The organism is Mariniflexile sp. HNIBRBA6329 (assembly GCF_043558645.1).
GTDB lineage: Bacteria > Bacteroidota > Bacteroidia > Flavobacteriales > Flavobacteriaceae > Mariniflexile.
Genome location: NZ_JBIFXS010000008.1, coordinates 55435 through 80727, shown reverse-complemented (window position 1 = coordinate 80727; position 25293 = coordinate 55435). Strand labels below are relative to the sequence as shown.

General features: G+C 33.1%; 27 protein-coding genes. 4 read left to right on the top strand and 23 right to left on the bottom strand.

Annotation, left to right across the window (positions count from 1 at the left end; genetic code table 11):
• Positions 1-8 precede the first annotated feature (8 nt).
• The gene (locus ACGK9U_RS10630) at positions 9-425 is read left to right on the top strand and encodes a glyoxalase (protein ID WP_394466354.1); all 417 of its coding nucleotides are present in this window, start codon (positions 9-11) and stop codon (positions 423-425) included.
• 8 nt (positions 426-433) lie between these two features.
• A complete protein-coding gene (locus tag ACGK9U_RS10625; protein WP_394466353.1) occupies positions 434-880 on the top strand; it encodes a hypothetical protein in 447 nt (148 codons plus the stop codon).
• Here the strand turns inward: ACGK9U_RS10625 and ACGK9U_RS10620 are convergent.
• From ACGK9U_RS10620 to ACGK9U_RS10605, 4 genes are all read right to left on the bottom strand, one after another.
• Positions 873-1550 (bottom strand): DUF2461 domain-containing protein, encoded by a 678-nt coding sequence (locus tag ACGK9U_RS10620; RefSeq protein WP_394466352.1) that lies wholly within the window; start codon positions 1548-1550, stop codon positions 873-875. The genes ACGK9U_RS10625 and ACGK9U_RS10620 overlap by 8 nt on opposite strands.
• Positions 1551-1631: 81 nt before the next feature.
• Entirely contained in the window at positions 1632-2144 is a 513-nt protein-coding gene (locus ACGK9U_RS10615) for a hypothetical protein (RefSeq protein WP_394466351.1), read from the bottom strand.
• A 44-nt stretch (positions 2145-2188) separates the two neighbouring features.
• Positions 2189-2353 (bottom strand): DUF1328 domain-containing protein, encoded by a 165-nt coding sequence (locus tag ACGK9U_RS10610; protein ID WP_209651831.1) that lies wholly within the window; start codon positions 2351-2353, stop codon positions 2189-2191.
• A 180-nt stretch (positions 2354-2533) separates the two neighbouring features.
• The gene (locus ACGK9U_RS10605; RefSeq protein WP_394466350.1) at positions 2534-3310 is read right to left on the bottom strand and encodes a tRNA pseudouridine synthase A; all 777 of its coding nucleotides are present in this window, start codon (positions 3308-3310) and stop codon (positions 2534-2536) included.
• 98 nt (positions 3311-3408) lie between these two features.
• Between ACGK9U_RS10605 and ACGK9U_RS10600 the strand changes: the two genes are divergently transcribed.
• Complete coding sequence (locus ACGK9U_RS10600) at positions 3409-3825, top strand: hypothetical protein (protein ID WP_394466349.1); 417 nt, start codon at positions 3409-3411, stop codon at positions 3823-3825.
• Between the two features lie 52 nt (positions 3826-3877).
• On the opposite strand, the gene hisIE is transcribed toward ACGK9U_RS10600, so the two are convergent.
• The 19 genes from hisIE to ACGK9U_RS10505 form a co-directional block, all read right to left on the bottom strand.
• Positions 3878-4471, bottom strand: a complete 594-nt coding sequence (gene hisIE, locus ACGK9U_RS10595; protein WP_394466348.1) for a bifunctional phosphoribosyl-AMP cyclohydrolase/phosphoribosyl-ATP diphosphatase HisIE — start codon at positions 4469-4471, stop codon at positions 3878-3880.
• Between the two features lie 84 nt (positions 4472-4555).
• Positions 4556-5311, bottom strand: coding sequence for an imidazole glycerol phosphate synthase subunit HisF (gene hisF, locus ACGK9U_RS10590; RefSeq protein ID WP_394466347.1), 756 nt, complete (start codon positions 5309-5311; stop codon positions 4556-4558).
• Between the two features lie 79 nt (positions 5312-5390).
• On the bottom strand, positions 5391-6125 hold the full coding sequence (hisA, locus tag ACGK9U_RS10585) for a 1-(5-phosphoribosyl)-5-[(5-phosphoribosylamino)methylideneamino]imidazole-4-carboxamide isomerase (protein WP_394466346.1): 735 nt from the start codon (positions 6123-6125) through the stop codon (positions 5391-5393).
• A gap of 68 nt (positions 6126-6193) precedes the next feature.
• A complete protein-coding gene (gene hisH / locus ACGK9U_RS10580; protein WP_394466345.1) occupies positions 6194-6775 on the bottom strand; it encodes an imidazole glycerol phosphate synthase subunit HisH in 582 nt (193 codons plus the stop codon).
• 69 nt (positions 6776-6844) lie between these two features.
• On the bottom strand, positions 6845-7981 hold the full coding sequence (gene hisB, locus ACGK9U_RS10575) for a bifunctional histidinol-phosphatase/imidazoleglycerol-phosphate dehydratase HisB (RefSeq protein WP_394466344.1): 1137 nt from the start codon (positions 7979-7981) through the stop codon (positions 6845-6847).
• A 16-nt stretch (positions 7982-7997) separates the two neighbouring features.
• On the bottom strand, positions 7998-9041 hold the full coding sequence (gene hisC / locus ACGK9U_RS10570; RefSeq protein ID WP_394466343.1) for a histidinol-phosphate transaminase: 1044 nt from the start codon (positions 9039-9041) through the stop codon (positions 7998-8000).
• Positions 9041-10324 carry a histidinol dehydrogenase gene (gene hisD, locus ACGK9U_RS10565; protein WP_394466342.1) on the bottom strand — a complete coding sequence of 428 codons (1284 nt, stop codon included), beginning with the start codon at positions 10322-10324 and terminating at the stop codon, positions 9041-9043. The genes hisC and hisD overlap by 1 nt, the downstream gene beginning before the upstream one ends.
• A gap of 84 nt (positions 10325-10408) precedes the next feature.
• Positions 10409-11266 carry an ATP phosphoribosyltransferase gene (gene hisG, locus ACGK9U_RS10560; protein WP_394466341.1) on the bottom strand — a complete coding sequence of 286 codons (858 nt, stop codon included), beginning with the start codon at positions 11264-11266 and terminating at the stop codon, positions 10409-10411.
• 328 nt (positions 11267-11594) lie between these two features.
• The gene (locus tag ACGK9U_RS10555; RefSeq protein ID WP_394466340.1) at positions 11595-12410 is read right to left on the bottom strand and encodes a prohibitin family protein; all 816 of its coding nucleotides are present in this window, start codon (positions 12408-12410) and stop codon (positions 11595-11597) included.
• 75 nt (positions 12411-12485) lie between these two features.
• Positions 12486-13259 carry an SDR family NAD(P)-dependent oxidoreductase gene (locus tag ACGK9U_RS10550; protein WP_394466339.1) on the bottom strand — a complete coding sequence of 258 codons (774 nt, stop codon included), beginning with the start codon at positions 13257-13259 and terminating at the stop codon, positions 12486-12488.
• The gene (locus ACGK9U_RS10545; protein WP_394466338.1) at positions 13260-15293 is read right to left on the bottom strand and encodes a VWA domain-containing protein; all 2034 of its coding nucleotides are present in this window, start codon (positions 15291-15293) and stop codon (positions 13260-13262) included.
• Positions 15294-15363: 70 nt separating this feature from the next.
• Positions 15364-16110 carry a 3-oxoacyl-[acyl-carrier-protein] reductase gene (gene fabG / locus ACGK9U_RS10540; RefSeq protein WP_394466337.1) on the bottom strand — a complete coding sequence of 249 codons (747 nt, stop codon included), beginning with the start codon at positions 16108-16110 and terminating at the stop codon, positions 15364-15366.
• A gap of 154 nt (positions 16111-16264) precedes the next feature.
• Positions 16265-17137: a succinate--CoA ligase subunit alpha gene (sucD, locus tag ACGK9U_RS10535; protein ID WP_379924258.1), complete on the bottom strand. Its 873-nt coding sequence runs from the start codon at positions 17135-17137 to the stop codon at positions 16265-16267.
• A 71-nt stretch (positions 17138-17208) separates the two neighbouring features.
• On the bottom strand, positions 17209-18147 hold the full coding sequence (locus ACGK9U_RS10530) for a UDP-3-O-(3-hydroxymyristoyl)glucosamine N-acyltransferase (RefSeq protein WP_394466336.1): 939 nt from the start codon (positions 18145-18147) through the stop codon (positions 17209-17211).
• A gap of 76 nt (positions 18148-18223) precedes the next feature.
• Positions 18224-18790, bottom strand: a complete 567-nt coding sequence (efp, locus tag ACGK9U_RS10525; protein WP_394466335.1) for an elongation factor P — start codon at positions 18788-18790, stop codon at positions 18224-18226.
• 121 nt (positions 18791-18911) lie between these two features.
• On the bottom strand, positions 18912-19697 hold the full coding sequence (lpxA, locus tag ACGK9U_RS10520; protein WP_394466334.1) for an acyl-ACP--UDP-N-acetylglucosamine O-acyltransferase: 786 nt from the start codon (positions 19695-19697) through the stop codon (positions 18912-18914).
• Positions 19698-19833: 136 nt separating this feature from the next.
• Positions 19834-21240: a bifunctional UDP-3-O-[3-hydroxymyristoyl] N-acetylglucosamine deacetylase/3-hydroxyacyl-ACP dehydratase gene (locus ACGK9U_RS10515; protein WP_394466333.1), complete on the bottom strand. Its 1407-nt coding sequence runs from the start codon at positions 21238-21240 to the stop codon at positions 19834-19836.
• Positions 21231-22253: a UDP-3-O-(3-hydroxymyristoyl)glucosamine N-acyltransferase gene (lpxD, locus tag ACGK9U_RS10510; RefSeq protein ID WP_394466332.1), complete on the bottom strand. Its 1023-nt coding sequence runs from the start codon at positions 22251-22253 to the stop codon at positions 21231-21233. Before lpxD ends, ACGK9U_RS10515 begins: the two co-directional genes overlap by 10 nt.
• A 136-nt stretch (positions 22254-22389) precedes the next feature.
• The gene (locus tag ACGK9U_RS10505; RefSeq protein WP_394466331.1) at positions 22390-23616 is read right to left on the bottom strand and encodes an HD domain-containing protein; all 1227 of its coding nucleotides are present in this window, start codon (positions 23614-23616) and stop codon (positions 22390-22392) included.
• A 105-nt stretch (positions 23617-23721) separates the two neighbouring features.
• Between ACGK9U_RS10505 and ACGK9U_RS10500 the strand changes: the two genes are divergently transcribed.
• A complete protein-coding gene (locus ACGK9U_RS10500) occupies positions 23722-25275 on the top strand; it encodes a PglZ domain-containing protein (protein ID WP_394466330.1) in 1554 nt (517 codons plus the stop codon).
• Positions 25276-25293 lie beyond the last annotated feature (18 nt).

The window sequence follows — 25293 nt, the reverse complement described above, 5'->3', positions numbered from 1 at the left end:
CTTCAACCATGAATACACGACAATATAACTTAAAAAGCATTCGCCCCGAAATTTTAAGCTCTACAATCAATGACAACATGAGTAATGACGAGCGTTTTCAAAATTTAGTACTTCGCCCCATAATAAAATTGCAAAATGATTTGTTTATTGAAGTTTTTAAAAACTATATTGCTAAGCATAAAATGGTGTTTTACGGCTACTCTTTAGAAAAGCGTTTACTGTATATTGAGAATGCTATAAATAAAGATATCAAATTCCGTAACTCACTAAAAGGCATGGTTATAGCTATGTTTACTGTGGAAGAATATTTAATTTATATTCAAAATTCTTCGGCCTTAAATAAGCGTATGATGCAAATTGTAAAAGAACGATTGATTAGTAATGTGCAACTTTTTGAACAACCAGAAGTGCTAAAAGCAGTGTAAAATTTTTAATGACAACAAAACAGAAACTATTGCAAATTTGTAATGAACGTGTAGACAAACGTATAAATGATTACAAGGAAGAAATTAATTTAATAAAGGAATCTATTGAAAGTACTGACAAAGGAAACTCGGAAGGTGATGACTCTGGTAGTGGCAAATTACTAAATGATTTAGAAAAAAACATGTCGTATTTAAACGACGCCAAAAAAACCAAAGAATATTTAAGTAACATAAAAACAAATATAGACAGTAAAGAAGCCATGTTGGGCAATATTGTAAAAACCAATGTGATGAATTTTTACATTGCTTCAAGCATAGGCAAAATAGAACTGGACAATAATGTTTTTTACGCCATTTCGGTAAACTCTCCCATTGGTCAATTATTAATAAATAAACCTGTAAATACCAGTTTTGAGTTTAACCAAAACAAATACGTTATTACAGAAATTATATAAGAGACACACCATTTAAATCGGTAGTAAGCACTTCGCTCATATAGTTAAAATATGGGCGAACGGCTTTAAACGATTTATTCACATCATCAATAAAACCATCGCTCAACACTTCCGAATCGGTGTATTTTTTAATAAAAATGTATTGTTTCTTTTTTATTAAATCGATGGCTTTGTGGTCTTTACTAAAGCCTTTTGGGGCTGTTTTCACTTCATCGCCCACAAAATTGCCCCAAATACTGTTGAAAGTTTTGTCTTTTAAAATAGCACGTATTTCAGTATCATCCATTTCAAACTCTTTTCGAATACGCAGTAAATCGGCTGGTGCTGGTTCCCAAAAACCTGTGGCAATAAAGCTTTCGTTATTGGGTTGTATATGAAGGTAATAGCCACCTCTTAATTTAGGTTTTGTTCTATGGAATGAACCTCCAAAATGTGTTTTATAAGGTAATTTGTTTTTTGAAAAACGTACATCTCTATAAATACGGAACATTTTAAGTTTATCAACTTCATCATGCTCGTTCAAGCTTTTCAACACAGCATTATAAACAGCCTTTACGTTTTTCTCTATTTTTTTAAACTCGTTTTTATGTTCATTAAACCAATCTCTATCATTGTTTTTTTCTAATTTTTTAAAAAACTCTAGGGCTTCTTTTGGTACTTGTACACTCATAATTGGTTTAAATTTTAATGATTCTGTAAAATACAAAAAGTCCTAAAATAAATTAGGACTTTTCCGTTTCAAATATTGAATTTATTTAACCAATTTAAATTCTTGGGTTCTTACCTCTCCGTTCATTTTATCGCTGTATTCAACAATAAAATTTCCATCGGCATCAAAATATCCTATACCCACATAATTTTTATTTTGAAATAAATAATGGTTTTCTTTTTTAAAGCTTGTAATTTCAGCATTAGCTTTAAAAAAATCGTTTCCTCCTTTATTTGAGTAATACCTATTACCATTAAATTCAAAATAGCCCAATTCTGTTTTAGAATTTTTGTTATTGTTAGCTACTTCAACAATTTTAGTTACTTTAACAGGAGTAGGAACAATGTCTTTATCACGTTTGTTTTTATCTTTTTCATCAAACTCAATGGCCTGCTCTTCTCTTGTTGTTACTTTAACTTTGTTTTCAAAAACTTTGTCACCGTTATTTATTTTGGTTGTTTTAACGGTAGTTTCTTCTGAAACATTTTTTGGTTCTACTTGCGAATACGTATAGCCAAAGGCTAAAAACGCTATCATACATGCTATTTTTTTCATAATTTATATTTTTTTAAGGATTAATAATTTATAAGATAAAGGTTCTAGCTTCTTTTAAATCCGCCTCTTATTAGTGATAATAAAACGAGTACGATGAATATGAAGAATAATATTTTTGCTATTCCAGCTGATGCACCTGCAATACCAGAGAAACCTAATACTCCGGCAATTAATGCTATGATAATGAATGTGATTGTCCAACGTAACATAATTTTAAATTTAAAAGATTTATATTAACTTTTTGAAGAACTAACTTCTTGTTGATACAAAGATGCTACTAATTAGCATGTTACGCGTTACATGTTTTTTTGTAAAATTTGTATAATTCACATCAAGTAATACTTATCTTATTGAAAATAAGCAATATAAAAACTAAGGAGTAAAGAACATTAAGAAAACTCGATACTGTTCAAAATTAAACCAGATGCTGGTGCTATATATTCAAACTTAATAAAACAATCGGGTTCTAAACTTTGTTTTATAATTTCTAATGTTAGTTTACCCTTGCCTAAATCTATAAGTGTGCCCATCATCAGCCTTATTTGGTTGCGCATAAAACCCTTTCCGCGAACGCGAAGTATGTATGATTTTTTCGGAAAGTAATTGGCGGTGTAAATGGTATTTTCTACAAGTTCACAGGTTATAATTTCCCGAGTGTACTGACCATGATCGGTTGGTTTAAAACAAAAAGATTTAAAATAATGTTCGCCTTCAAACAGTTTAGCACCTTCCTTCATTAAATCAATATCCAAATCATCTAAAATGGTGGTCATGATTGGTGCACAAAACGGATGGCATTTTTCACCAAAAGTAAATAAATATAGGTATTCTTTAATTTTTGAATGGTTGATGATGTTGAACTTCCCATCAACTTCTCGAATAGTTAAGGCACGAATATCTTGTGGTAAATTATAATTAAAAAGTTCTAAAAAAGCATTTTGATCTACCAGAGGTTCTTCTAAAAACAATTCAAATGCAGCACATTCAGCAGATACCATAGCATCGGTTCTGCCTGAACTCAAGCTTTTGAAATATTTACCTTCAAGTATAAAATTCAAGGTTCTATCTACCATTAAATGCAAAGTTTTTACATCGGGTTGCTTTTGCCAACCATGAAAACGGTAGCCTAAATATTGAATAGTAACAACGTAAAAATATTTCTTCATCTTATTTTCTAATGCGTGGGGAAAGTAAGTTTTTTTATTAATTATGACAAAAAATTAATAACTTGTATTATTCTTTTACTAACTAAAAAACAATAAACATGACAAACTTTAAAGAAAAACCACCTGTTTGGTTTTGGATGGTGAGTGCTATTGCGCTTTTATGGAACGCTATGGGCGTAAATCATTATTTAGGACAAGCCTACCAAACTGAAAGTTGGCGTGCCGCCTTAACAGACGAACAATTTGAGATAATTTCTAATTTCCCATCTTGGGTAACGGCTGCTTTTGCAATAGCAGTTTTTACTGGTGCTTTAGGCTCTCTAGGTCTTTTATTAAGAAAAAAATGGGCGTATTCACTTTTACTGGTATCGTTAATAGCAGTGATTGTACAAATGGGTTATATTTTAAGCCAAGGTCATGCGGATAATATAGGAATGACTATTAGCATTATTGTGTTTTCAGTCTTTTTGGTTTGGTTTTCAAAAAAATCAATTGCAAAAGGTTGGATTTCTTGAATTGGATTATAATAATTAAAAAAGGCTTTAGAATTTCTAAAGCCTTTTTTAATTATTTATGCCTACTTTTTAATTCAGCTTCGATATCTTTTAACGTAAATCCTTTTGCCTGTAAAAGCATGAGGTAATGAAACAGTAAATCTGCTGATTCGTAAAGAAATAACTCATCGTTGCTATCCAAAGCTTCGATAACCGTTTCAACGGCTTCCTCTCCTACTTTTTGAGCAATTTTATTGATGCCTTTTGAAAATAAACTTGCCACATACGATTTGCTGGTGTCTTTATTGGCAACACGTTCTGCAATAACATTTTCTAAGGTTGATAAAAAGCTATAATTAGGTGTATTATCTTCACCCCAACAGTTACCTGTTCCTTTATGGCAGGTTGGCCCCACAGGATTTACTTGTATTAAGAGCGTATCATTATCGCAATCATTTTTAAGCTCAACTAGATTTAAAAAATTTCCACTTTCCTCGCCTTTTGTCCATAAACGTTGTTTGCTTCGGCTAAAAAAAGTAACCTGTTTGGTTTCCAAAGTTTTTTTATAAGCTTCTTCATTCATATACCCCAACATCAACACTTTTTTTGTTGTGGCGTCTTGAATAATTGCTGGAACGAGTCCGTTAGTATCGTATTTAATATCCATAATTTTTGTAATTCCTGCAAAGGCAGGAATATCTATTTATTAATAACTTTTATAGTGGATTCCTACCTTCGCAGGATTGACAAACTACAATCGTACTTCTATATGCTGTTTTTTTAATTCTTTTTTTAAGTCAGGAATAGGAATTTCACCAAAATGAAATACGCTTGCCGCTAAGGCTGCATCAGCTTTTCCTTCTTTAAACGTATCCACAAAATGCTGTACATTTCCTGCGCCTCCAGATGCTATTATTGGAATATTTAATAATTCCGATAATTTCGCTAATGCTTCATTGGCAAATCCGTTTTTAGTACCGTCATGATCCATAGATGTAAATAGAATTTCACCTGCACCACGTTGTTCTACTTCTTTAGCCCATTCGAATAAATCGATTTCAGTTGGAATGCTTCCTCCTGCTAAATGCACTTTCCAATGGCCATCTATTTGCTTTGCATCGATAGCAACTACAACGCATTGGCTTCCAAATTTGTTGGCGAGTTCGTTCACTAAATCAGGTCTTTTAACTGCCGATGAGTTAATAGAAACTTTATCCGCTCCACATTTCAAAAGCGCATCTACATGTTCAACAGACGAAATACCACCGCCAACAGTAAACGGGATATTCACTTGTTCTGCAACATGCATTACCATATCTAATGTGGTTGCACGAGCTTCTAAAGTAGCCGAAATATCTAAAAACACCAATTCATCTGCTCCTACGTTAGCGTATTGTTTAGCTAATTCAACAGGGTCGCCAGCATCTCGTAAATCTACGAAATTAACACCTTTTACGGTACGTCCGTTTTTAATATCTAAACAAGGTATAATTCTCTTAGTTAACATTTTTCAAAGTTAAAAGTTAAAAGTTAAAAGTTAAAAGTTAAAAAGTATGACAAACCTTCCAACCCATCTTTCAACTTTATTATACAAATTTTTCTAGTTGCTTTAGTGTTATTCTATTTTCATAAATAGCCTTTCCTATAATAACACCTTCACAACCAATTTCTTTTAAAACAGGTAATTCTTCAATGGCTGAAATACCTCCAGAAGCAATAAGTTTTATCGATTGACCGTTACTACTATTGGTACATTCTGAAATGATTTGTTTATACAATTCTACTGAAGGACCTTCAAGCATACCATCTTTAGAAATATCGGTACAAATAACATACTGAATACTTTTCTTTTGATAGCCTTTTATAAACGGAATGACGTCTTCTTTACTTTGTTCCATCCAACCGCTAATAGACACTTTTCCAGCATCACTATCGGCGCCCAAAATAATTTTAGCGGCTCCGTATTTAGATATCCAACCTTCAAAAGTTTGAGGATCTTTAACCGCAATACTTCCTCCAGTGATTTGTTTTGCTCCAGAATTGAACGCGATATGCAAATCTTCATTGGTTTTTAAGCCTCCTCCAAAATCAATTTTAAGATTGGTTTTAGATGAAATTTGCTCCAACACTTTGTAATTTACGATATGCTGTGCTTTGGCACCATCTAAATCTACTAAATGTAAATACTCAATCCCCGAACCTTCAAAAGCTTTTGCTATTTCAAGCGGACTCTCGCTATATATTTTTTTAGTTCCGTAATCGCCCTTGGTTAAACGAACACATTTCCCTTCTATAATATCTATGGCTGGTATTATTCTCATTTTGTTTTGTTCTATTTAGACCTGTTAGGTTTTAAAAACCTGACAGGTCTTTATTATGGTAAGAGCTCCTAAAGCTCTAAAAAGTTCTTCAAAATTTTCTCTCCTGCTAAACTACTCTTTTCTGGGTGAAATTGTACACCGTAAAAGTTATTATGTTGTAATGCCGAAGCGTAATTTATGCCATAATCGGTAGTAGCGATGGTTTCATTGCAATGCTCGGCATAATAACTGTGTACCAAATACATATACTCGTTTTCTTTGATACCCTTAAATAATTCCGATTTCAGGTTTTTGATAACATTCCAACCCATTTGTGGCACTTTTACATGATTATCAAAACGTTTTACTTTGGTTTTAAAAACACCCAATCCGGTGGTATTGCCTTCTTCGGTGAATTCGCAAAGTAATTGCATGCCCAAACAAATGCCTAAAACAGGTTGTTTTAATTGTGGAATCAACACATCTAACCCCGTTTCTTTAAGCATCCTCATTGCAGAACTTGCTTCACCTACACCTGGGAAAATGATTTTATCGGCAGCTAAAATTTCCTCTGGATTATCAGATAAAACAGCATCAATTCCCAATCGTTTGAATGCGAATTGTATGCTTTTTATGTTTCCTGCGCCGTAATTTATTATAACTAACTTCAATTAATTTTTGATTTACGATTTTAGAATTACGATTTCTACTCATAATTCTAAAATCTAGATTCTTAATTATTATAGCATTCCTTTGGTACTTGGTAAAAACATTTTGTTTGAATCTCGTTTTACCGCCATTTTCATAGCTTTTGCGAAGGCTTTAAATATTCCTTCTATTTTGTGATGCTCATTAGTGCCTTCTGCTTTGATGTTTAAATTGCATTTAGCACCATCGGTAAACGATTTAAACAAATGATAAAACATTTCAGAAGGCATATCCCCTATTTTTTCGCGTTTGAATTCGGCATCCCATTCCAACCAATTCCTACCTCCAAAATCGACAGCTACTTGTGCTAAACAATCGTCCATTGGTAAGCAGAAACCGTAGCGTTCAATACCCAATTTGTTGCCTAATGCTTTATTGAATAGTTCACCAAAAGCAATCATAGTGTCTTCAATAGTGTGGTGTTCATCAACTTCTAAATCACCGTCCACTTTTATAGTTAAATCCATCGCACCGTGACGACCTATTTGATCTAACATATGATCGAAAAACGATAAGCCAGTACTAATGTCATTCTTCCCAGAACCATCCAGATTCAACTTTATATAAATTTTTGTTTCGTTGGTATTGCGTGTAATTTCCGCTACGCGATCTTTCAACTTCAAAAATTCATATATTTCTTTCCAATCGGTAGTTGTTAATGCAATAACATTTAAAATTTCTTGTTTAGAAGTTTCTATTTCATCAGCACCTAATTCTGGATTTTCAGATAAATAAATACCTTTCGCCCCTAAATTTTTAGCCAACTCCATATCGGTAATTCTATCACCTATCACAAAGGAGTTTGCTAAATCATAATCTTCAGAAAAATATTTAGTCAACAAACCTGTGCGTGGTTTTCGTGTAAGTGCATTTTCATGCGGAAATGTTTTATCTATGTGAATATCAGCAAACACGACTCCTTCTTTTTCAAAGGCATTGATGATTTTGTTCTGCGCTGGCCAAAAAGTATCTTCAGGAAATAAATCGGTTCCTAAACCATCTTGATTGGTAACCATGACCAATTCGTAATCTAATTCAGCAGCTATTTTGGCCATATATTGGAACACTTTGGGGTAGAATTCCAGTTTTTCCAAACTATCCAATTGGTAATCTACAGGTGGTTCTAAAACCAAGGTGCCGTCGCGGTCTATAAATAATACTTTTTTCATAACAATACAATAACACCTACAAGGTTTCTAAACCTTGCAGGACATTAATTAAAATTTTATTTTCTTCAGAAGTTCCAACCGTCAAACGCAATGTGTTTTCACACCCCGGTTGTGTGGTACGATTTCTAATAACAATGCCTTTTTCTATAAGTTGATTATAGCGCTTGTTAGCATCATCCACTTTTACCAACACAAAATTAGCATCGGTTGGATATATTTTTGAAATATAACTGATAGATTTCAACTCTGAAATTAAAGCACTACGTTCCTTTAAAATATCTGCGATCTGATTGCTCGCCAAATCTTTGATATTCAATAACTCAATAGCTTTTTTTTGCGTAAGCTCGTTGATGTTGTAAGGCGGTTTAATGGTGTTTAAAACTGTTATAATCTCTGTAGATGCATAACAAATCCCCAATCGAATTCCTGCCATAGCATAGGCTTTTGATAAGGTTTGCGATACAATTAAATTGGGGTATTGGTCTAATTTTGAAATCCAACTTTCCGCGTTTGAAAAATCGATATATGCTTCATCAATAACTACAATGCCTTTAAAACTACTAACCAATGTTTCAATAGCTTCTGTTGTAAAACTATTTCCTGAAGGGTTATTTGGCGAACAAATAAAAAGCACTTTACTATTAGCGTCTGCAGTATTTAAAATTTCTTCAACTTTAGGTTGAAAATCTGCATCTAAATTTACTTTTTTGATGCCGATAGCGTTTAAATTTGCCAATACTTCATACATACCATAGGTTGGAGGCAATATGACAATGTTATCTTGGTTCGGTTCACAAAAGGCTCTGAAAATAAGATCCAGCACTTCATCGCTCCCATTTCCTAAAAGGATGTTTTTTGCCGAAATGCCTTTGATTTCCGAAAGTATGGCTTTTAATTTTCCTTGTTGCGGATCGGGATACCGGTTTACGCCATTTTCAAACGGATTTTCGTTGGCATCTAAAAACACCATGTTATCGGTCACCCCTTGAAATTCATCACGAGCAGATGAATAAGGTTTTAAGGCCTTTATGGTTGGACGTATTAAATTTTGTATGTTCATTATTTTAAATCCTTTAATCGAATTGAAACCGCATTTTTATGAGCTTGTAATCCTTCGGCTTCTGCCATCAACTCAATAGTTTCGCCAATATTCAAAATACCTTCTTTTGATATTTTTTGAAACGTCATACTTTTTGAAAAACTATCTAAATTCACACCAGAATAGGCTTTGCTAAATCCATTTGTTGGCAAGGTATGATTGGTACCAGAAGCATAATCGCCTGCACTTTCTGGCGTATAGTCGCCAATAAAAACAGAGCCAGCATTTGCTATATTATCAATATAAAAATCTTCGTTTTTAGAACAAATAATAAAATGTTCTGGACCATATTCATTTATCAATTCTAAAGCTAATGCATCGTTTTCAACGTAGATAAGTTTAGAATTTGCTATAGCTTTTTCCGCAATTGCTTTACGCGGAAGTACGCTTAGTTGACTTTCTACTTCCTTTGAAACGTCATCAATCAAATCTTTTGATGTGGATACCAAAATAACCTGACTATCTGTACCGTGTTCTGCTTGACTTAACAAATCGGATGCAATGTATGAAGCATTCGCGGTTTCATCAGCAACTACCAATAACTCACTAGGGCCCGCAGGCATATCGATAGCTACGCCGAATTTGGTAGCTAATTGTTTTGCAACGGTTACATATTGGTTTCCAGGACCGAAAATTTTATAAACTTGCGGTATGGTTTCTGTTCCAAAGGTTAATGCAGCAATCGCTTGAATGCCACCCACTTTTATAATTTTTGTTACCCCGCATAACTGTGCAGCAAAAAGAATTTCAGGGGCTAATTTGCCCTGTTTGTTTGGTGGCGAACATAATACAATTTCCTTACAACCTGCTATTTGTGCAGGAACTGCCAACATTAAAACGGTTGAAAATAAAGGAGCTGTGCCTCCAGGAATGTACAAGCCTACTTTTTGTATCGGGCGTTTTTCTTGCCAACATTGTACCCCCGTTGCGGTTTCAACTTCTATTCTATTTGTTTTTTGTGCCTTGTGAAATACTTCTATATTTTGTTTTGCCTGTTTTATGGCATTTTGAAGTTTTTCAGGTACGTTTTTAATAGCCTTTTGAATTTCTTCAGAAGTAACAAGATTCGATTCTAAATCGATACCATCAAACTGTAAGGTGTACTTTTTGATGGCTTTATCACCATTCTGACGAATATCATCAAAAATTTGAATAACCGTCGCTTCAATATCACCAACCGTTTGAGTCGGTCTTTTTAAAACCTGGCTCCAATCGCTTTTATTTGGATTATTAATTATTTGCATCTTCTTTATTGTTGAACCGTTGAATCGTTTCATTGATTTAATCTTTAATAAATAAACACATCAACGATTAAATAATTAAACTTTTTAAAGCACCATTTTTTCTATCGGACAAACCAAAATACCTTGGGCACCTTTCGCTTTTAAGTCGTCTATAACATCCCAAAACTGATTTTTACTAATTACCGAGTGGATAGAACTCCATCCCTCTTCTGCTAATGGTAAAACAGTTGGACTCTTCATTCCAGGTAAAACACTTATAATGTCTTTTACTTTATCGTTTGGTGCATTAAGCAATACATATTTAGAATTTCTTCCTTTTAAAACCGATTTAATTCTAAATTGAATTTTATCTAAAATAGCTTGTTTTTCAGCATCTAAAATAGGAGACACCGCCAAAACTGCTTCCGATTTTAAAATCATTTCAACCTCTTTTAAATTGTTTTTAAATAAGGTACTTCCGCTTGAAACAATATCTACTATAGCATCTGCCAAACCAATATTTGGCGCAATTTCAACAGAGCCATTAATAATATGAAGGTTTGCTTTTATGCCTTTTTCATCCAAATAATTTTGAACGGTGTTTGGGTACGATGTAGCAATGCGTTTGCCATCTAAATCTTTAATGCTTTTATATTCCATCGTTTTAGGTACGGCTATGCAGACACGGCATGAAGAAAATCCTAATTTTTCAGCAATGTTAATTCCACTACCCTTTTCAATCAATACGTTTTCGCCAATAATGGCAGCATCAACAACACCATCTTTTAAATATTGGGGAATATCGCCGTTTCTTAAATAGAAAACTTCAACAGGGAAATTCCGTGCCGAGGCTTTTAATTGATCGATGCCATTATCGATAGAAATCCCAATATCTTTTAGTAATTCCATGGATTCGTCGTGTAAACGACCTGATTTTTGTACTGCAATTCTTAATACACTCATTGTCTTGTTTTTATGAGTTTGAAACAATCTAGTTGGACTTAAAAATTAAAAACCCGCTTGATTGTCTCAAACGGGTTTATAAAAATATGTTGATTTTATTCAATACATCTTCACTTCGCTTGAGAGCAAATTTGAAAATGATGATGATGAGATTGAATAAAGTTCATTTTTTTTGTTTTTACTTTCGCAAATATCTTAAATTATAGTGGATTATTCCAAATAAAAACAACAAATCTTATAAGTATTAGATATTATATATTTTTAAGTAAAAATAATTAACTAAAATTCAAAATATTTTTAAAATTTCTGAATTATTTAGTCCGCTTTCTTATTGGTTTCCTAAAATTATAGGTAAACCACTATCACCAGAACCGATAACAATTACTTTGCTATTTGGAGATTCTGCTAATTTCATAGTAGCATCAATACCTTTATCTTGTAAAATTTTATCAGTTAGTGAAGCACTTAATATTCTGTTTGATTCCGCTTTACCTTCAGCTTCAATAATTACTTTTTCAGCTTCTTTAGATGCCGTAACCAATCTGAATTCATATTCTAATGATTCTTGTTCTTGTTTCAATTTACGTTCAATAGCGTCTTTGATGGTTGATGGCAATGTTACATCGCGCACCAAAACTTCGTTCAATTGAATATACTGAGCACCAACTATTTTCTTCGTTTCTTCAAAAATTTCTTGCTGAATGGCATCTCTTTTACTAGAATACAATTGTTCTGGCGTATAACGCCCTACAACACTACGTGCAGCCGAACGTATGGCAGGTAACAACACGCGTTCTTTGTACATTTCACTTTTTTCTTGGTGTAACTTTCCTAAATTTTGAAAGTCCGGTTGGAACCACACGGATGCTTCTAATTTGATATCTAATCCATTTGAAGATAAAACATTCATTTTTTCCAATATTTCCTGTTGTCTTACTTCATAAACAAACACCTTGTTCCATGGTGCTACAATGTGAAAACCTTCTCCCAACGCAGGTTCGTCAATAACAACCCCCTCTCCAAAGGTTTTAAATAATACTCCTGCTTGACCGGAACCTATGGTTACTGCCGATTTAGTAAGTAAAACAATTAGTATGATTGCTCCAATTATTATTGGGAACGCCACTTTTGGTAATTTTTCCATTTCTTTCTTTTTTTAAATTAATCCGTTATATTTTCTTAAAAACCATTCTAACAAAGAATTAAATTTGTTGAATGATTACATTTTTCCTTGATTTACTAATTGCCCACCATCTATGGTTAATAACTGACCAGAAGTTGTTACAGCATCTATTGCTAAATAAATAATACCTTTTGCTATATCTTCTGGCAATGATGTTTTATTAATAAGTGAAGCCTTTTCAATATTTTCTTTTACAGAATCGTATCTATCACCTAAAAAACTTTTTGTCCATCTAGTCTGAATAAAGCCAGGACAAATGCCATTCACTCTAATCTCTGGTGCGAGAGCATGAGCAAGTGAAAGTGTCATTGTAGATAAAGCCCCTTTAGACGCCGCATAAGCAATGGAGCTTCCTACACCAGATATAGCGCTAATGGAAGATATATTAACAATGGCACCATTATTAACCTTTTTTAAATATGGAACCGCAAATTTAACCATTTGGTAGGCTCCAATAACATTGACTTCATAAATATCTTGGAAATCTTTTTTATTAAGCCCTTCTAGATTATTATAATTACAATATTTAGTGGTTCCAGCATTGTTGACTAATACATCAATCCTACCTAAAGTTTTTATTGTCTCATTTACTATTTTTTTACAATCTTCTTCATTAGCAACATTTGCTTGACATACCAAAGCTTCAACACCAAATTTTTTACATTTTTCTGCCAATTCATAAGCATCGCTTTTATTTTTAGAATAATTGATTACAACATTCCATCCTCTTTTGGCAAACTCAACACAAGAAGCAGCGCCTACACCCGATGATGAACCTGTTACAATAGCTGTTTTATTTTCTTTATTCATTTAAATTAGTCCGTTATATTTTCTTAAAAACCACTCTAAAGACAAACTTAAAGCAATGATGATGAGTAGATATCTCCAATCTATCAAAGGTAAGCTATTTTTATGGCTTTTTTGTATGGTTGCATACCTACTATCGTTTAAAAGACTTTCTACTAAATTGTCAGTATTATTAATAAAAAAACTTTTGCCTTGGCTATTGTTAGCTAATTGCTCCAATTTTGTAACATCGGCATTTAAAAATTGCTGTTCTACGTTATATTCTAAAATTTTAAAACTGCCTGATTTTGATATATTTTCTTTAGAAGTACTAACTGTAAATTCATAATCGGAAGCTGGCAAACTGCTCAAATCTACCTGATAGTTGGTGTTATTTAAAATTAAAGGAAACTTTTTGGTTTCGTTTGAAGCCGTGTTTTTTACTGTGATATTAAGGGTTTCACGAGTATCGAACACATAGTTTTTATCGAAAAACTCAGCCTTAATGATAACATTGGTATTACCATTATAAAATGATTCGTATTCTAAATTCAACCTGCTTTTTTGTTTGTTTGAAGCTGTGTATTGAATTAGCTTTCCTATAAAATCATCAAAGGCATGAAACGATTTATTGTTTAAATAACTTTGTGCGCGCCATTGCCAAATGTTTTCACCAAATAAAACCGCTTCTCTTCTACTACCTGTTTCATAAGTTGCCAATAAGGGTTCTTTTATTGAAATGCCATTAATCGTTTTATGCAAAATAGTTTCAAAAGGAACGGAAAATGATGTGGTGCCGTAATGTGAATTTAAAGGTGGAAACGATTCAAAATCTATATCCTCAACAATAAACGGTGCATAGTTTTTGTTTAATACTGTTTGATAATTTTCTGTTTGACCTGTTATTTCATGGGTAAATGTTTTGTTGATATTATTTAGAAAATTCAAATCGGTTTTTGTTCCAATAATGGTAAATCTATTTTTGTTTTCTGAATTTAAAACTTCATATAACTTATTAAACCTATTGTTTGGTTGGTATAAAATAACTAATTGAAAATCATTTATTTGGCTTAAAATTTCATTTGAATTTAAAAAGAAAACCGAGCGTTGTTCGTTACTTTTAATACTCTTTTTTATAGCACCTAAATCTGGGTGAATAACATTGCTTACCAATGCTATTTTGGTTTTTTGGTCAATAACCTCAATGGCGAAATTTTTAAAATTATTGATGGTGTTCTTTTCGTTATCTAAGGGTTCCAACAACGCTTTATACGCATGTACACCAACCGTATTTGCGGGTAAATTAAAGTTTAAAACTTTGGAATTATTCTGCTTTGTAAAGTTTATAGTTTCAGAATACACAACCGTATTACCACTTGTAACAACAAACCTTGAGTTTACACTTGTATTGCCATTATAAACCAATATAGTTTCAACCGGAAACTGGTTTTTTAAATAGGCATACTTGTTTACGTTTAGCTGCTGAATTTTTAAATCGATGTGTTTTATGGTATCTCCTAAAATTACAGGATATATTGGTTGCTTGTAGCTCGTATAAGCAAACTCATAATTATTACCGTAAGTTTGATTGCCATCGGAAATCAAAATAGTTGGTGAAATAGATTGCTTATAAATTTGACTTAACTGACTGAAAGCATCTTCTATATTGGTTTGGTTTTCGGTGAATGTTGTACTATCAGAAGCTTTTAACCTATCGCCAAAAGTATAAGTTTCAATATTGAATTTCGTATTTAAGTCTTTATTGTTTTTTAATATTTCAACTAAAGATTTAGCGTTGGCATCTTGATTTAGGTATTTTATAGAACTAGAATTATCAACCGTAAGTACCAAATTAGGCTTTATGGAGGAAAGCGAGATTTGTTCCAACTTAGGATTGATGAGCAATAATAAAACAGAAAAAACAGTTAAAAACCTTAAAAACAAAAAAAGCATGTTCAGTTTAGACATGCTTTTTTTGTTGAATTTATACTGAAATCCTGCTATGAATAAAGCTGTGATTCCTGCTAAAATTATATATACTAAAGTTTCTGTTTGCATTTACGATTGACGATTTTTTTTTTTGATTAACGATTTTATAAATTCTAAAATCGTAATTCGTAAATCTTAACTAGGTTAACATTCCTCCATCAACATTTAGCGTTTGTCCTGTAACATAGGCACTCATATCGCTTGCTAAAAACACGCATACATTCGCTACATCTTCTGGAGTGCCGCCGCGTTTTAACGGGATACCTGCTCGCCATCCTTTTACAACTTCTTCGTCTAATTTAGCGGTCATTTCGGTTTCAATAAAACCTGGAGCAACTACGTTGCTACGGATATTTCTAGAACCTAATTCTAAAGCCACCGATTTTGAAAAACCTATAATTCCAGCTTTAGAAGCTGCGTAATTGGTTTGTCCTGCATTTCCTTTTACACCTACTACCGAACTCATATTGATAATAGAGCCTTTGCGTTGTTTTAGCATGGTTTTTTGAACTGCCTTCGTCATATTGAAAACCGATTTTAAGTTTACTTCTATAACAGTATCAAAATCTTCTTCAGTAATACGCATTAATAAATTATCTTTAGTAATACCAGCATTGTTTACCAATACATCGATACTGCCAAATTCTGCAACCACATCATCTGCTAATTTTTGGGCTTCATCAAAGCTAGCCGCGTTACTTTTATATCCTTTGGCTTTTACGCCTTGAGCAATTAATTCTTTTTCAAGTTCGTTAGCAGCCTCAACAGAACTACTATATGTAAACGCAATATTAGCGCCTTGTTCAGCAAAAATTTGTGCGATACCTCTACCTATACCTCTACTGGCACCTGTAATTATGGCTGTTTTTCCTTCTAATAATTTCATCTGATTATTTTCTTTTAATTTCTATGTAGGCACTAAAACGATTGTGCGATACCTTAGTTGGTTATTTCCTAAATTCAAATATAACAAATACAAGTTGCAACAAATAAAAAACCTCACAAATAATTGCGAGGTCTTTCAAATATTTTAAAAGATATTATGCTAATACTTCAGCTACTTTTTTACCTATTTCAGCAGGAGAATCCACAACGTGAATACCACATGCTCTCATAATTTTCTTTTTTGCTTGTGCTGTGTCGTCACTTCCGCCAACAATAGCACCGGCATGACCCATAGTACGACCTGCAGGAGCTGTTTCACCAGCAATAAATCCTACGATTGGTTTTTTACTACCGCTAGCTTTGTACCAGTTTGCAGCATCAGCTTCTAATTGACCTCCAATTTCACCAATCATTACAACTGCTTCGGTTTCTGGATCGTTAATCAATAATTCAACAGCTTCTCTGGTCGTAGTTCCAATAATTGGATCACCACCAATACCAATAGCTGTAGTAATGCCTAAACCTTGTTTTACAACTTGGTCTGCCGCTTCATAAGTTAAAGTTCCTGATTTAGAAACGATACCTACTTTTCCTTTTTTGAAAACGAAACCTGGCATGATACCAACTTTAGCTTCACCTGGTGTGATAACACCCGGACAGTTAGGACCAATTAAGCGGCAATCTTTATTTTTTATATAATTTGAAGCCGTAATCATATCGGCAACAGGAATGCCTTCAGTGATAGTGATAATCACCTTAATACCAGCATCAGCAGCTTCCATAATAGCATCGGCAGCAAATGCAGGTGGTACAAATATAATGGTTGTATCTGCTCCAACTTGTTCTACGGCATCCTTTACTGTATCGAATACAGGTTTATCTAAATGTGTTTGACCACCTTTTCCTGGGGTAACACCACCTACAACGTTCGTTCCGTATTCAATCATTTGGCTTGCATGGAACGTTCCCTCGCTACCTGTAAAACCTTGAACTATTATTTTTGAATCTTTGTTTACTAAAACACTCATTTTATATTATTTTTTAAATAAAGCTGCACAAAAATACTTTTTTTGCTCATACTTTTAGCAGCATTTAAGATTTATTTTTTAGATTTTATAAACTGTAATATTTCGGGTATTTGCTTGATATTTGCCATTTCTTTCATTTCAGCTCTGGCTTCTTGCGCCGGTGTTCCCCAATAGGTTTTTCTGCCCTCTAAAGATTTACTAATACCGGACTGCGCATGTAACACCGCTTTTGCTCCAATAGTTACACCGCTTGTGCAACCTACCTGTCCCCAAAAAGTGACTTCATCTTCAACCACAACACAACCCGCAATACCAACTTGCGATGCTATTAAGCATTTTCTACCAATAACGGTATCATGCCCAATTTGAATTTGATTGTCTAATTTAGATCCTTCTTTTATGGTTGTGTCTCCTGTAACACCTCTGTCAATGGTACAGTTTGCGCCTATATCTACGTTGTCTTCAATAACTACGCGACCACAAGATTTTAACCTATCAAAACCTTCGGGTCTTTTTTTATAGTAAAATGCATTAGCACCTAAAACAGTTCCTGAATGAATGGTCACGTTATTACCGATAACGGCATCATCATAAATACTAACATTTGCATGAATGATGCAATTTTCTCCAATTACCACATTATGTCCTATAAAACAATTGGGTTGTATTACTGAATTGGCTCCAATTACAGCAGAATCGGAAATACTGCTAGTAGCAACATTAAAAGGTTTGAAGTAGTCGGTTAGCTTATTGAAATCCCTAAAAGGATCATCACTAATCAATAACGCTTTTCCTTCAGGGCAATCAACTTCCTTATTAATTAAAATAATGGTAGCTGCTGAATTTAATGCCTTGTCATAATACTTGGGGTGGTCTACAAAGACAATATCCCCGGGTTCTACAACATGAATCTCGTTCATTCCTAGCACAGGAAAATCGGTGTTACCAACAAATTCACAATCAATTAATGCTGCAATTTGTTTTAAAGTATGTGGGTTTGGAAACTTCATTTTTACGTTTAGTTGTTTACTCGTTAAGCTGTTAAGTTGTTTTAAAAACAAATAAACATATCAACAAATAAATGTTTTACTCCTTTACGCGTTCTTTGTAAGTTCCTTTTTCGGTTTCTACCTTAATTTTATCACCTTCGTTTATAAACAATGGCACGTTTACTATAGCTCCTGTTTCAACCGTTGCTGGTTTTGTAGCATTTGTTGCTGTATTACCCTTAACTCCTGGCTCTGTAGCTGTAACTTCTAAAATAACACTTGCAGGCATCTCAACAGAAAGCGGCATGTTATCTTCCGTATTAATAATTACTGTAACTACCTCACCTTCTTTCATTAAACCTGGGTTATCTAAAGCAGATTCCCTAAGTTGAATTTGGGTGTAATCTTCAGTGTTCATAAAGTGATAATACTCACCATCGTTGTATAAAAATTGAAATTTATGGGTTTCAACACGTACATCTTCCAATTTATGTCCTGCAGAAAAGGTGTTATCCAACACTTTTCCGTTGGTTACACTTTTCATTTTCGTTCTAACAAACGCAGGTCCTTTACCTGGTTTTACGTGTAAAAATTCTATGATTTTATAGATGTCGTTATTATATCTAATACATAATCCGTTTCTAATATCACTTGTAGTAGCCATTTATTGTTTGTTGTTTATTTTTACTTTGTTAAGTCGTTTGTTGATTGTGCATATATTATAAAGCTGTTTGCTGCTGAGTTGAAAACGACTAAACAACTCTACGACAAACGACTTGATTTTTTTAATTTGACTTAAAATACCCTTTCATGATACCACGTTGTGAATCTTTTATAAACTGAAGAATTTCATCACGCTCAGGAGTCGCTTCCATTTCAGCTTCAATAATTTCTGCTGCTTGGGTATTATTGTAGTTTTTTTGATAAAGAATTCTGTATATGTTTTGAATTTCTCTGATTTTCTCTGTTGTATAACCGCGTCTTCTTAATCCTACTGAATTAATTCCAACATAGGATAAAGGTTCTCTTGCTGCTTTTACAAAAGGTGGTACATCTTTACGAACTAAAGACCCTCCGGTAACAAAAGCATGACTCCCAACGGAAACAAATTGATGAACCGCTGTCATACCTGCCAACACAACATAATCACCTATGGTAATATGTCCTGCAAGGGTACTGTTATTTGAAAAAATACAGTTGTTACCCACTATACAATCGTGAGCAACATGGCAGTAAGCCATAATCAAGCAGTTATTTCCAATTACGGTTTTCATTCTATCTGCAGTGCCTCGGTTGATAGTAACGCATTCTCTAATGGTTACGTTATCACCTATCTCTACAGTAGTTTCTTCGTCGTTATATTTTAAATCCTGAGGAACAGCTGAAATAACAGAACCTGGAAAAATATTACAGTTCTTACCAATACGAGCGCCCTCCATAATGGTAACATTACTTCCAATCCAAGTACCCTCACCTATTGTTACATTGTTATATATAGTTGTGAACGGCTCTATTACAACATTTTTTGCAATTTTAGCACCTGGATGCACGTAAGCTAATGGTTGATTCATTTTTATAATTTTAATTTTGATAAAGTGGTAAAAATGTGTTCACAATACGATGTATTCGTTTCATAGAAAATTTTAGTTATTGCTCGGTTCATTTAGTAGTTGTTATTTTGTTTTTGATAAATCGGATAGATTTATATTATTTAACTTTTGATATTTGTGCCATAAGTTCTGCTTCTGCACAAAGTTTTCCATTGGCATACGCGTAACCTTGCATATGGCAGATACCACGACGAATAGGAGTTATTAACGAACATTTAAAAATTAAAGTATCTCCGGGAACTACCTTTTGCTTAAACTTAACATTGTCCATTTTCATAAAAAATGTTAGATAATTCTCTGGATCTGGAACGGTATTCAAAACTAAAATACCGCCTGTTTGAGCCATTGCTTCCACAATTAAAACCCCTGGCATTACAGGAGCGCCAGGAAAGTGGCCCGCAAAGAACGACTCGTTCATGGTTACGTTTTTCATGGCGGTAACATGGTCGTCTGAAAGTTCAAAAACCTTATCTATTAATAAGAAAGGTTGACGGTGTGGTAACATGGCCATAATTTGATTCACATCCATTAAAGGCGTTTGATTCAAATCGATATTTGGTACGTTGTTACGACGGTCGTTTTTTATAAGTTTTGAAAGTTTTTTAGCAAACTGTGTATTTACAAAATGCCCTGGTTTGTTGGCTATTACTTTTCCACGAATCCTTGTACCTATAAGTGCTAAATCACCTAAAACATCTAACAATTTATGTCTAGCAGCTTCGTTTGGATGATGTAATGTAAGGTTATCTAAAATACCATTTGGTTTAACGGCAATAGAATCTTTTTTAAATGCTACTTTAAGTTTTTCCATGGTTTCGGCTGATAATGGTTTATCAACATAAACAATAGCGTTATTTAAATCACCTCCTTTTATTAAGCCACTTTGAAGCAGCATTTCAATTTCGTGTAAAAAACTGAATGTACGTGCGTTTGAAATATCATCCTTAAAGTCTGAAATTTGATTTAGCGTGGCATTTTGAGTACCTAAAACCTTCGTTCCAAAATCTACCATAGTTGTAATTTGGTATTCTTTTGAAGGCATTACTAAAATCTCGCTACCAGATTCTTCATCTATATAAGAAACAATATCTGTTATTACATATTCTTCTCTAAAAGAATCAAGCTCTACTACTTCGGCTTTTTCAATGGCTTCAACAAAAAACTTAGACGACCCATCCATAATTGGAGGTTCAGAAGCATTTAGTTCAATAATGGCGTTATCAACATCTAATCCTACCAAAGCGGCCAAAACGTGCTCAGAAGTTTGTATGATCACCCCATTTTTTTCTAGACATGTGCCACGTTGTGTATTTGTTACATAATTAGCATCTGCTTCTATAACGGGCATCCCTTCTAAATCAACACGTTTAAAAGCTAATCCTGTGTTGGCTTCGGCTGGCTTAAAAGTTAATGTTACATTTTTTCCTGTATGTAAACCAACCCCTGTTAAAGAAACTTCTTTCTTTATGGTTTTTTGTTTTATTTCAGTAGTTACTATTCCCATTTATTTTTTTCTAAATCATTAATATTTCTAACAATCTTAGGTAAGTTCTTGAAGTGAACGTACGATTTATTATAGTCGGTTAAACTAAGTGCTGGCGAACCTTGCAGTACTTCATTATCTTTTACATTTCTTGCAATGCCCGATTGCGCTTGAATTTTTACATTATTTCCAATAACAATATGCCCCGCAATACCTACTTGTCCACCAATTTGACAGTTACTTCCTATTTTAGTAGAGCCTGCAACTCCAGATTGTGCTGCAATAACGGTATGTTTTCCAATTTCTACACCATGAGCAATTTGAATGTGGTTATCTAATTTCACACCTTCACGAATAATTGTTGATCCCATGGTAGCCCTATCTATGGTGGTAGCTGCACCAATATCTACGTAATCTTCAATAATAACATTTCCAGTTTGAGGAATTTTATTGTAGCCTCCTTTTTCATTTGGGGCAAAACCGAAACCATCTGCACCTATTATAACACCTGAGTTTATGACACAGTAATCTCCTATAATAGTATCTGAATAAATTTTTGCTCCAGAAAAAATAATAGTATTATCACCAATAACTACATTTTCCCCAATATATGTGTTTGGAAAAATTTTAACGTTATACCCTATTTTAGCATGATCGCTTATATATGAAAACGCCCCAATGTATACATTATCACCATAACTGGCAGATTCTGAAATAAAAGAAGGTTGCTCAACGCCAACCTTATTTAGTTTTATAGAATTGTAATATTCAAGTATTTTAGAGAATGCTAAGTAAGCATCATCAACTTTAATTAGAGTTGTTTTTAAAGAATTTTCTGGTACAAAGGTTTTATTCACAATGGTAATAGAAGCCTTTGTGCTATATATATGCGGTGTATATTTCGGATTTGCTAAAAACGTTAAAGAGCCCTCAAAACCTTCTTCAATTTTAGAAAGTTTTGATACTTCAGCATCTGGATTTCCAACCACGTCACCTTCTAAAATCCCTGCTATTTGTTGTGCTGTAAATTTCACACTCTAAAATTTATTGTTTTTACGTTAGGTTTGGCAAAAATAGGAAAAATGTCCTAAAGTTTTTCAATTGAAGTTCCTTATTGTTATATAATGATTAACAGCAATTTAAACTTCCAATTAAATAATTGTTAATAAATTAATTAGAAATGGACTCTTTTGGGTAACATATATAATATTTGGTAACTGGTTTTGATAATGCTTTTAAGTTAAGCTGATCGGAAGCTTTAACAATATCATCAACTTTGCCCGATTTGTGTAATATATTTATGCCTTTATGATTGTTTTGATAAGCCTGATTTGAAATACTACCAATAAACACAAAGTATTTTGCTTCGGCTTCAGTAATATGGTATTCTAAAATTAGCTTGTCTATATGCTTTTGTAAATCTTTTTCTTTTATAGGTTTGTTCTTTAATTTGATAGTTAATAGGTTTCTATTAATTATCATTTCACATAAATTACTCAACACAAAATCATCGTCATATTGCCAGTGTTTCATTGCTGAAACAATATCAAAATCATCTAATTGCGAAAAAATATCGAGGGTTTCTTTGTTGAAATCGTCTATTGATATTTTATGTTCTAAAAAATACAACAAGGGTTTACTTGCTTGTAATTTACGATGATTATTGTGCAATTCTTTAGCACGTTGCAAAACTCTAATTAGTAATTGTTCAGCAGCCAACCCTGTTTTGTGCAAGTAAACTTGCCAATACATAAAACGTCTGGCTATTAAAAACTTTTCTACACTGTAAATACCTTTTTCCTCTACAACCAATTCATCATTTACCACATGTAGCATGGTTATTAAGCGTTCGCTATTTACGTTACCTTCTGCAACACCGGTGTAAAAACTATCACGTTTTAAATAATCGGCTCTATCCATGTCAAATTGCCCCGAAATAAGTTGGCACATGAACTTTCTAGGGTATTCACCTTTAAATATTTGGATGGCAAGCGTTAAACTTCCGTTAAATTCTTCGTTTAATTGTTGCATAAAAAGCAACGAAATTTGCTCGTGAGATACACTTTCTACTATACTATGTTCCATAGCATGGGAGAACGGGCCATGACCTATATCGTGCAATAAAATAGCGGCATACAAGCCTGACTCTTCTTCGTTTGAAATTGTAACTCCTTTAAAACGAAGTACATTAACCGTTTTTTGCATTAAATACACACAGCCAATAGCATGATGAAACCTGGTGTGGTGTGCACCCGGATATACCAAATAAGACATCCCCATTTGTGTAATTCTTCTTAAGCGCTGAAAGTACTTATGTTGTATTAAATCAAAAATAAGAGAATTTGGAATTGTAATAAATCCGTAAATTGGGTCGTTTAATATTTTAAGTTTGTTCAAACTTTAAAAGTTAATGTTTTACAGACACAAATATAAATACTATGATGTGTATATAAAAGCCTATAATCAGAACAAATTGAATTAACACTTATTTAAAACACTTAAATGAATACAATAAAAATACTTTGGGTAGATGATGAAATTGATTTACTAAAACCACACATTATATTTTTACAGCAACGCAATTATAACGTAACTACTTGTAAAAGTGGAACAGAAGCCATTGAAATATTAGAAAGTGAAAATTTCGACATTGTTTTTTTAGATGAAAATATGCCAGGACTTACCGGTCTTGAAACATTAAATGAAATAAAAGAAAAGCAAGACAATCTTCCTATTGTAATGATTACAAAAAGTGAAGAAGAATATATAATGGAAGAAGCTATTGGAAATAAAATAGCCGATTACCTTATAAAACCAGTGAACCCAAACCAAATTCTTTTAAGCCTGAAGAAAAATTTAGACCATTCCCGATTGGTTTCAGAAAAAACGACTTCTAATTATCAACAAGAATTTAGAAAAATAGCCATGGATTTATCTATGGTGAATTCCTATGAAGAATGGGTAAGCTTGTATCAAAAACTAATTTATTGGGAAATCAATCTTGAAAATATAGAAGATGCAGGTATGTTTGAAATTTTGGAGTCCCAAAAAACAGAAGCCAATACGCAGTTTGGAAAGTTTATTGAAAAAAATTATGCCAAATGGTTTCAGCCAAATAATGATGCTCCCATAATGTCACATACACTTTTTAAAGAAAAAGTAGTGCCAGAGCTAAGCAAAGAACAACCTACCCTATTGGTTGTTGTTGATAATTTGCGATATGACCAATGGAAAGTTTTTGAACCCATCATTAATAACCATTATAAAAAAGAAAAAGAAGAAGCTTTTTTTAGCATACTCCCCACAGCGACACAATATGCCAGAAATGCTATTTTTTCGGGTTTAATGCCGAGTGATATGGAAAAACTTTTTCCTCAATTTTGGAAAAATGATACCGATGAAGGTGGTAAAAATCTACATGAAGAAGATTTTTTAAAAACCCAAATGAAACGCTTAGGGTTAAATCAATACACCCATGAGTTTCATAAAATAACCAATTTAAAAGCTGGAAAAAAATTGGTTGACAACTTCAAGACTTTAAAAAACAACGATTTAACTGTAGTTGTCTATAATTTTGTTGATATGCTTTCGCATTCTAAAACTGAAATGGAAGTTGTTAAAGAATTAGCTTCTAATGATAAAGCATACCGTTCATTAACATTAAGTTGGTTTAAGAATTCGCCTCTTTTGGAAATGGTACAAATGGCTCAACAGTTAGGGTTTAAGCTTATTTTAACTACCGATCATGGCACCATTAATGTAAAAAACCCTTCAAAAGTAATTGGAGATAGAGATACAAGTTTAAATTTACGCTACAAAACTGGTAGAAGTTTAACCTTTGAAAGCAAGGAGGTTTTGGTATTTAAAAATCCTCAAGATGTACACTTACCATCAATAACCATGAGCAGTTCTTATATTTTTGCAAAAAATGACTTGTTTTTTGCCTACCCAAATAACTACAATCATTATGTAAGTTATTTTAGAAACACATACCAACACGGTGGTGTTTCACTTGAAGAAATGATAATTCCTTTTGTTGTTTTCAACCCTAAATAATCTATGTAATGCTAAAAA

Bases quoted from the DNA above. Each gene is read 5' to 3' on its own strand.
- ACGK9U_RS10610 (WP_209651831.1), bottom strand. From the start codon at position 2,353: ATGTTACGTTGGACAATCACATTCATTATCATAGCATTAATTGCCGGA.
- ACGK9U_RS10605 (WP_394466350.1), bottom strand. From the start codon at position 3,310: ATGAAGAAATATTTTTACGTTGTTACTATTCAATATTTAGGCTACCGT.
- sucD (WP_379924258.1), bottom strand. From the start codon at position 17,137: ATGAGTGTTTTAGTAAACAAAGATTCAAAAATAATAGTTCAAGGTTTT.
- ACGK9U_RS10615 (WP_394466351.1), bottom strand. From the start codon at position 2,144: ATGAAAAAAATAGCATGTATGATAGCGTTTTTAGCCTTTGGCTATACG.
- ACGK9U_RS10550 (WP_394466339.1), bottom strand. From the start codon at position 13,259: ATGAATAAAGAAAATAAAACAGCTATTGTAACAGGTTCATCATCGGGT.
- hisA (WP_394466346.1), bottom strand. From the start codon at position 6,125: ATGAGAATAATACCAGCCATAGATATTATAGAAGGGAAATGTGTTCGT.
- fabG (WP_394466337.1), bottom strand. From the start codon at position 16,110: ATGAAATTATTAGAAGGAAAAACAGCCATAATTACAGGTGCCAGTAGA.
- ACGK9U_RS10515 (WP_394466333.1), bottom strand. From the start codon at position 21,240: ATGGGAATAGTAACTACTGAAATAAAACAAAAAACCATAAAGAAAGAA.
- hisB (WP_394466344.1), bottom strand. From the start codon at position 7,981: ATGAAAAAAGTATTATTTATAGACCGCGACGGCACCTTGGTTTTAGAA.
- ACGK9U_RS10600 (WP_394466349.1), top strand. From the start codon at position 3,409: ATGACAAACTTTAAAGAAAAACCACCTGTTTGGTTTTGGATGGTGAGT.
- ACGK9U_RS10555 (WP_394466340.1), bottom strand. From the start codon at position 12,410: ATGGAAAAATTACCAAAAGTGGCGTTCCCAATAATAATTGGAGCAATC.
- lpxA (WP_394466334.1), bottom strand. From the start codon at position 19,697: ATGAATCAACCATTAGCTTACGTGCATCCAGGTGCTAAAATTGCAAAA.
- ACGK9U_RS10620 (WP_394466352.1), bottom strand. From the start codon at position 1,550: ATGAGTGTACAAGTACCAAAAGAAGCCCTAGAGTTTTTTAAAAAATTA.
- hisG (WP_394466341.1), bottom strand. From the start codon at position 11,266: ATGAGTGTATTAAGAATTGCAGTACAAAAATCAGGTCGTTTACACGAC.
- hisF (WP_394466347.1), bottom strand. From the start codon at position 5,311: ATGTTAACTAAGAGAATTATACCTTGTTTAGATATTAAAAACGGACGT.
- hisC (WP_394466343.1), bottom strand. From the start codon at position 9,041: ATGAACATACAAAATTTAATACGTCCAACCATAAAGGCCTTAAAACCT.
- efp (WP_394466335.1), bottom strand. From the start codon at position 18,790: ATGGCTACTACAAGTGATATTAGAAACGGATTATGTATTAGATATAAT.
- ACGK9U_RS10630 (WP_394466354.1), top strand. From the start codon at position 9: ATGAATACACGACAATATAACTTAAAAAGCATTCGCCCCGAAATTTTA.
- hisD (WP_394466342.1), bottom strand. From the start codon at position 10,324: ATGCAAATAATTAATAATCCAAATAAAAGCGATTGGAGCCAGGTTTTA.
- ACGK9U_RS10625 (WP_394466353.1), top strand. From the start codon at position 434: ATGACAACAAAACAGAAACTATTGCAAATTTGTAATGAACGTGTAGAC.
- ACGK9U_RS10530 (WP_394466336.1), bottom strand. From the start codon at position 18,147: ATGAAGTTTCCAAACCCACATACTTTAAAACAAATTGCAGCATTAATT.
- ACGK9U_RS10545 (WP_394466338.1), bottom strand. From the start codon at position 15,293: ATGCAAACAGAAACTTTAGTATATATAATTTTAGCAGGAATCACAGCT.
- ACGK9U_RS10500 (WP_394466330.1), top strand. From the start codon at position 23,722: ATGAATACAATAAAAATACTTTGGGTAGATGATGAAATTGATTTACTA.
- hisIE (WP_394466348.1), bottom strand. From the start codon at position 4,471: ATGGATATTAAATACGATACTAACGGACTCGTTCCAGCAATTATTCAA.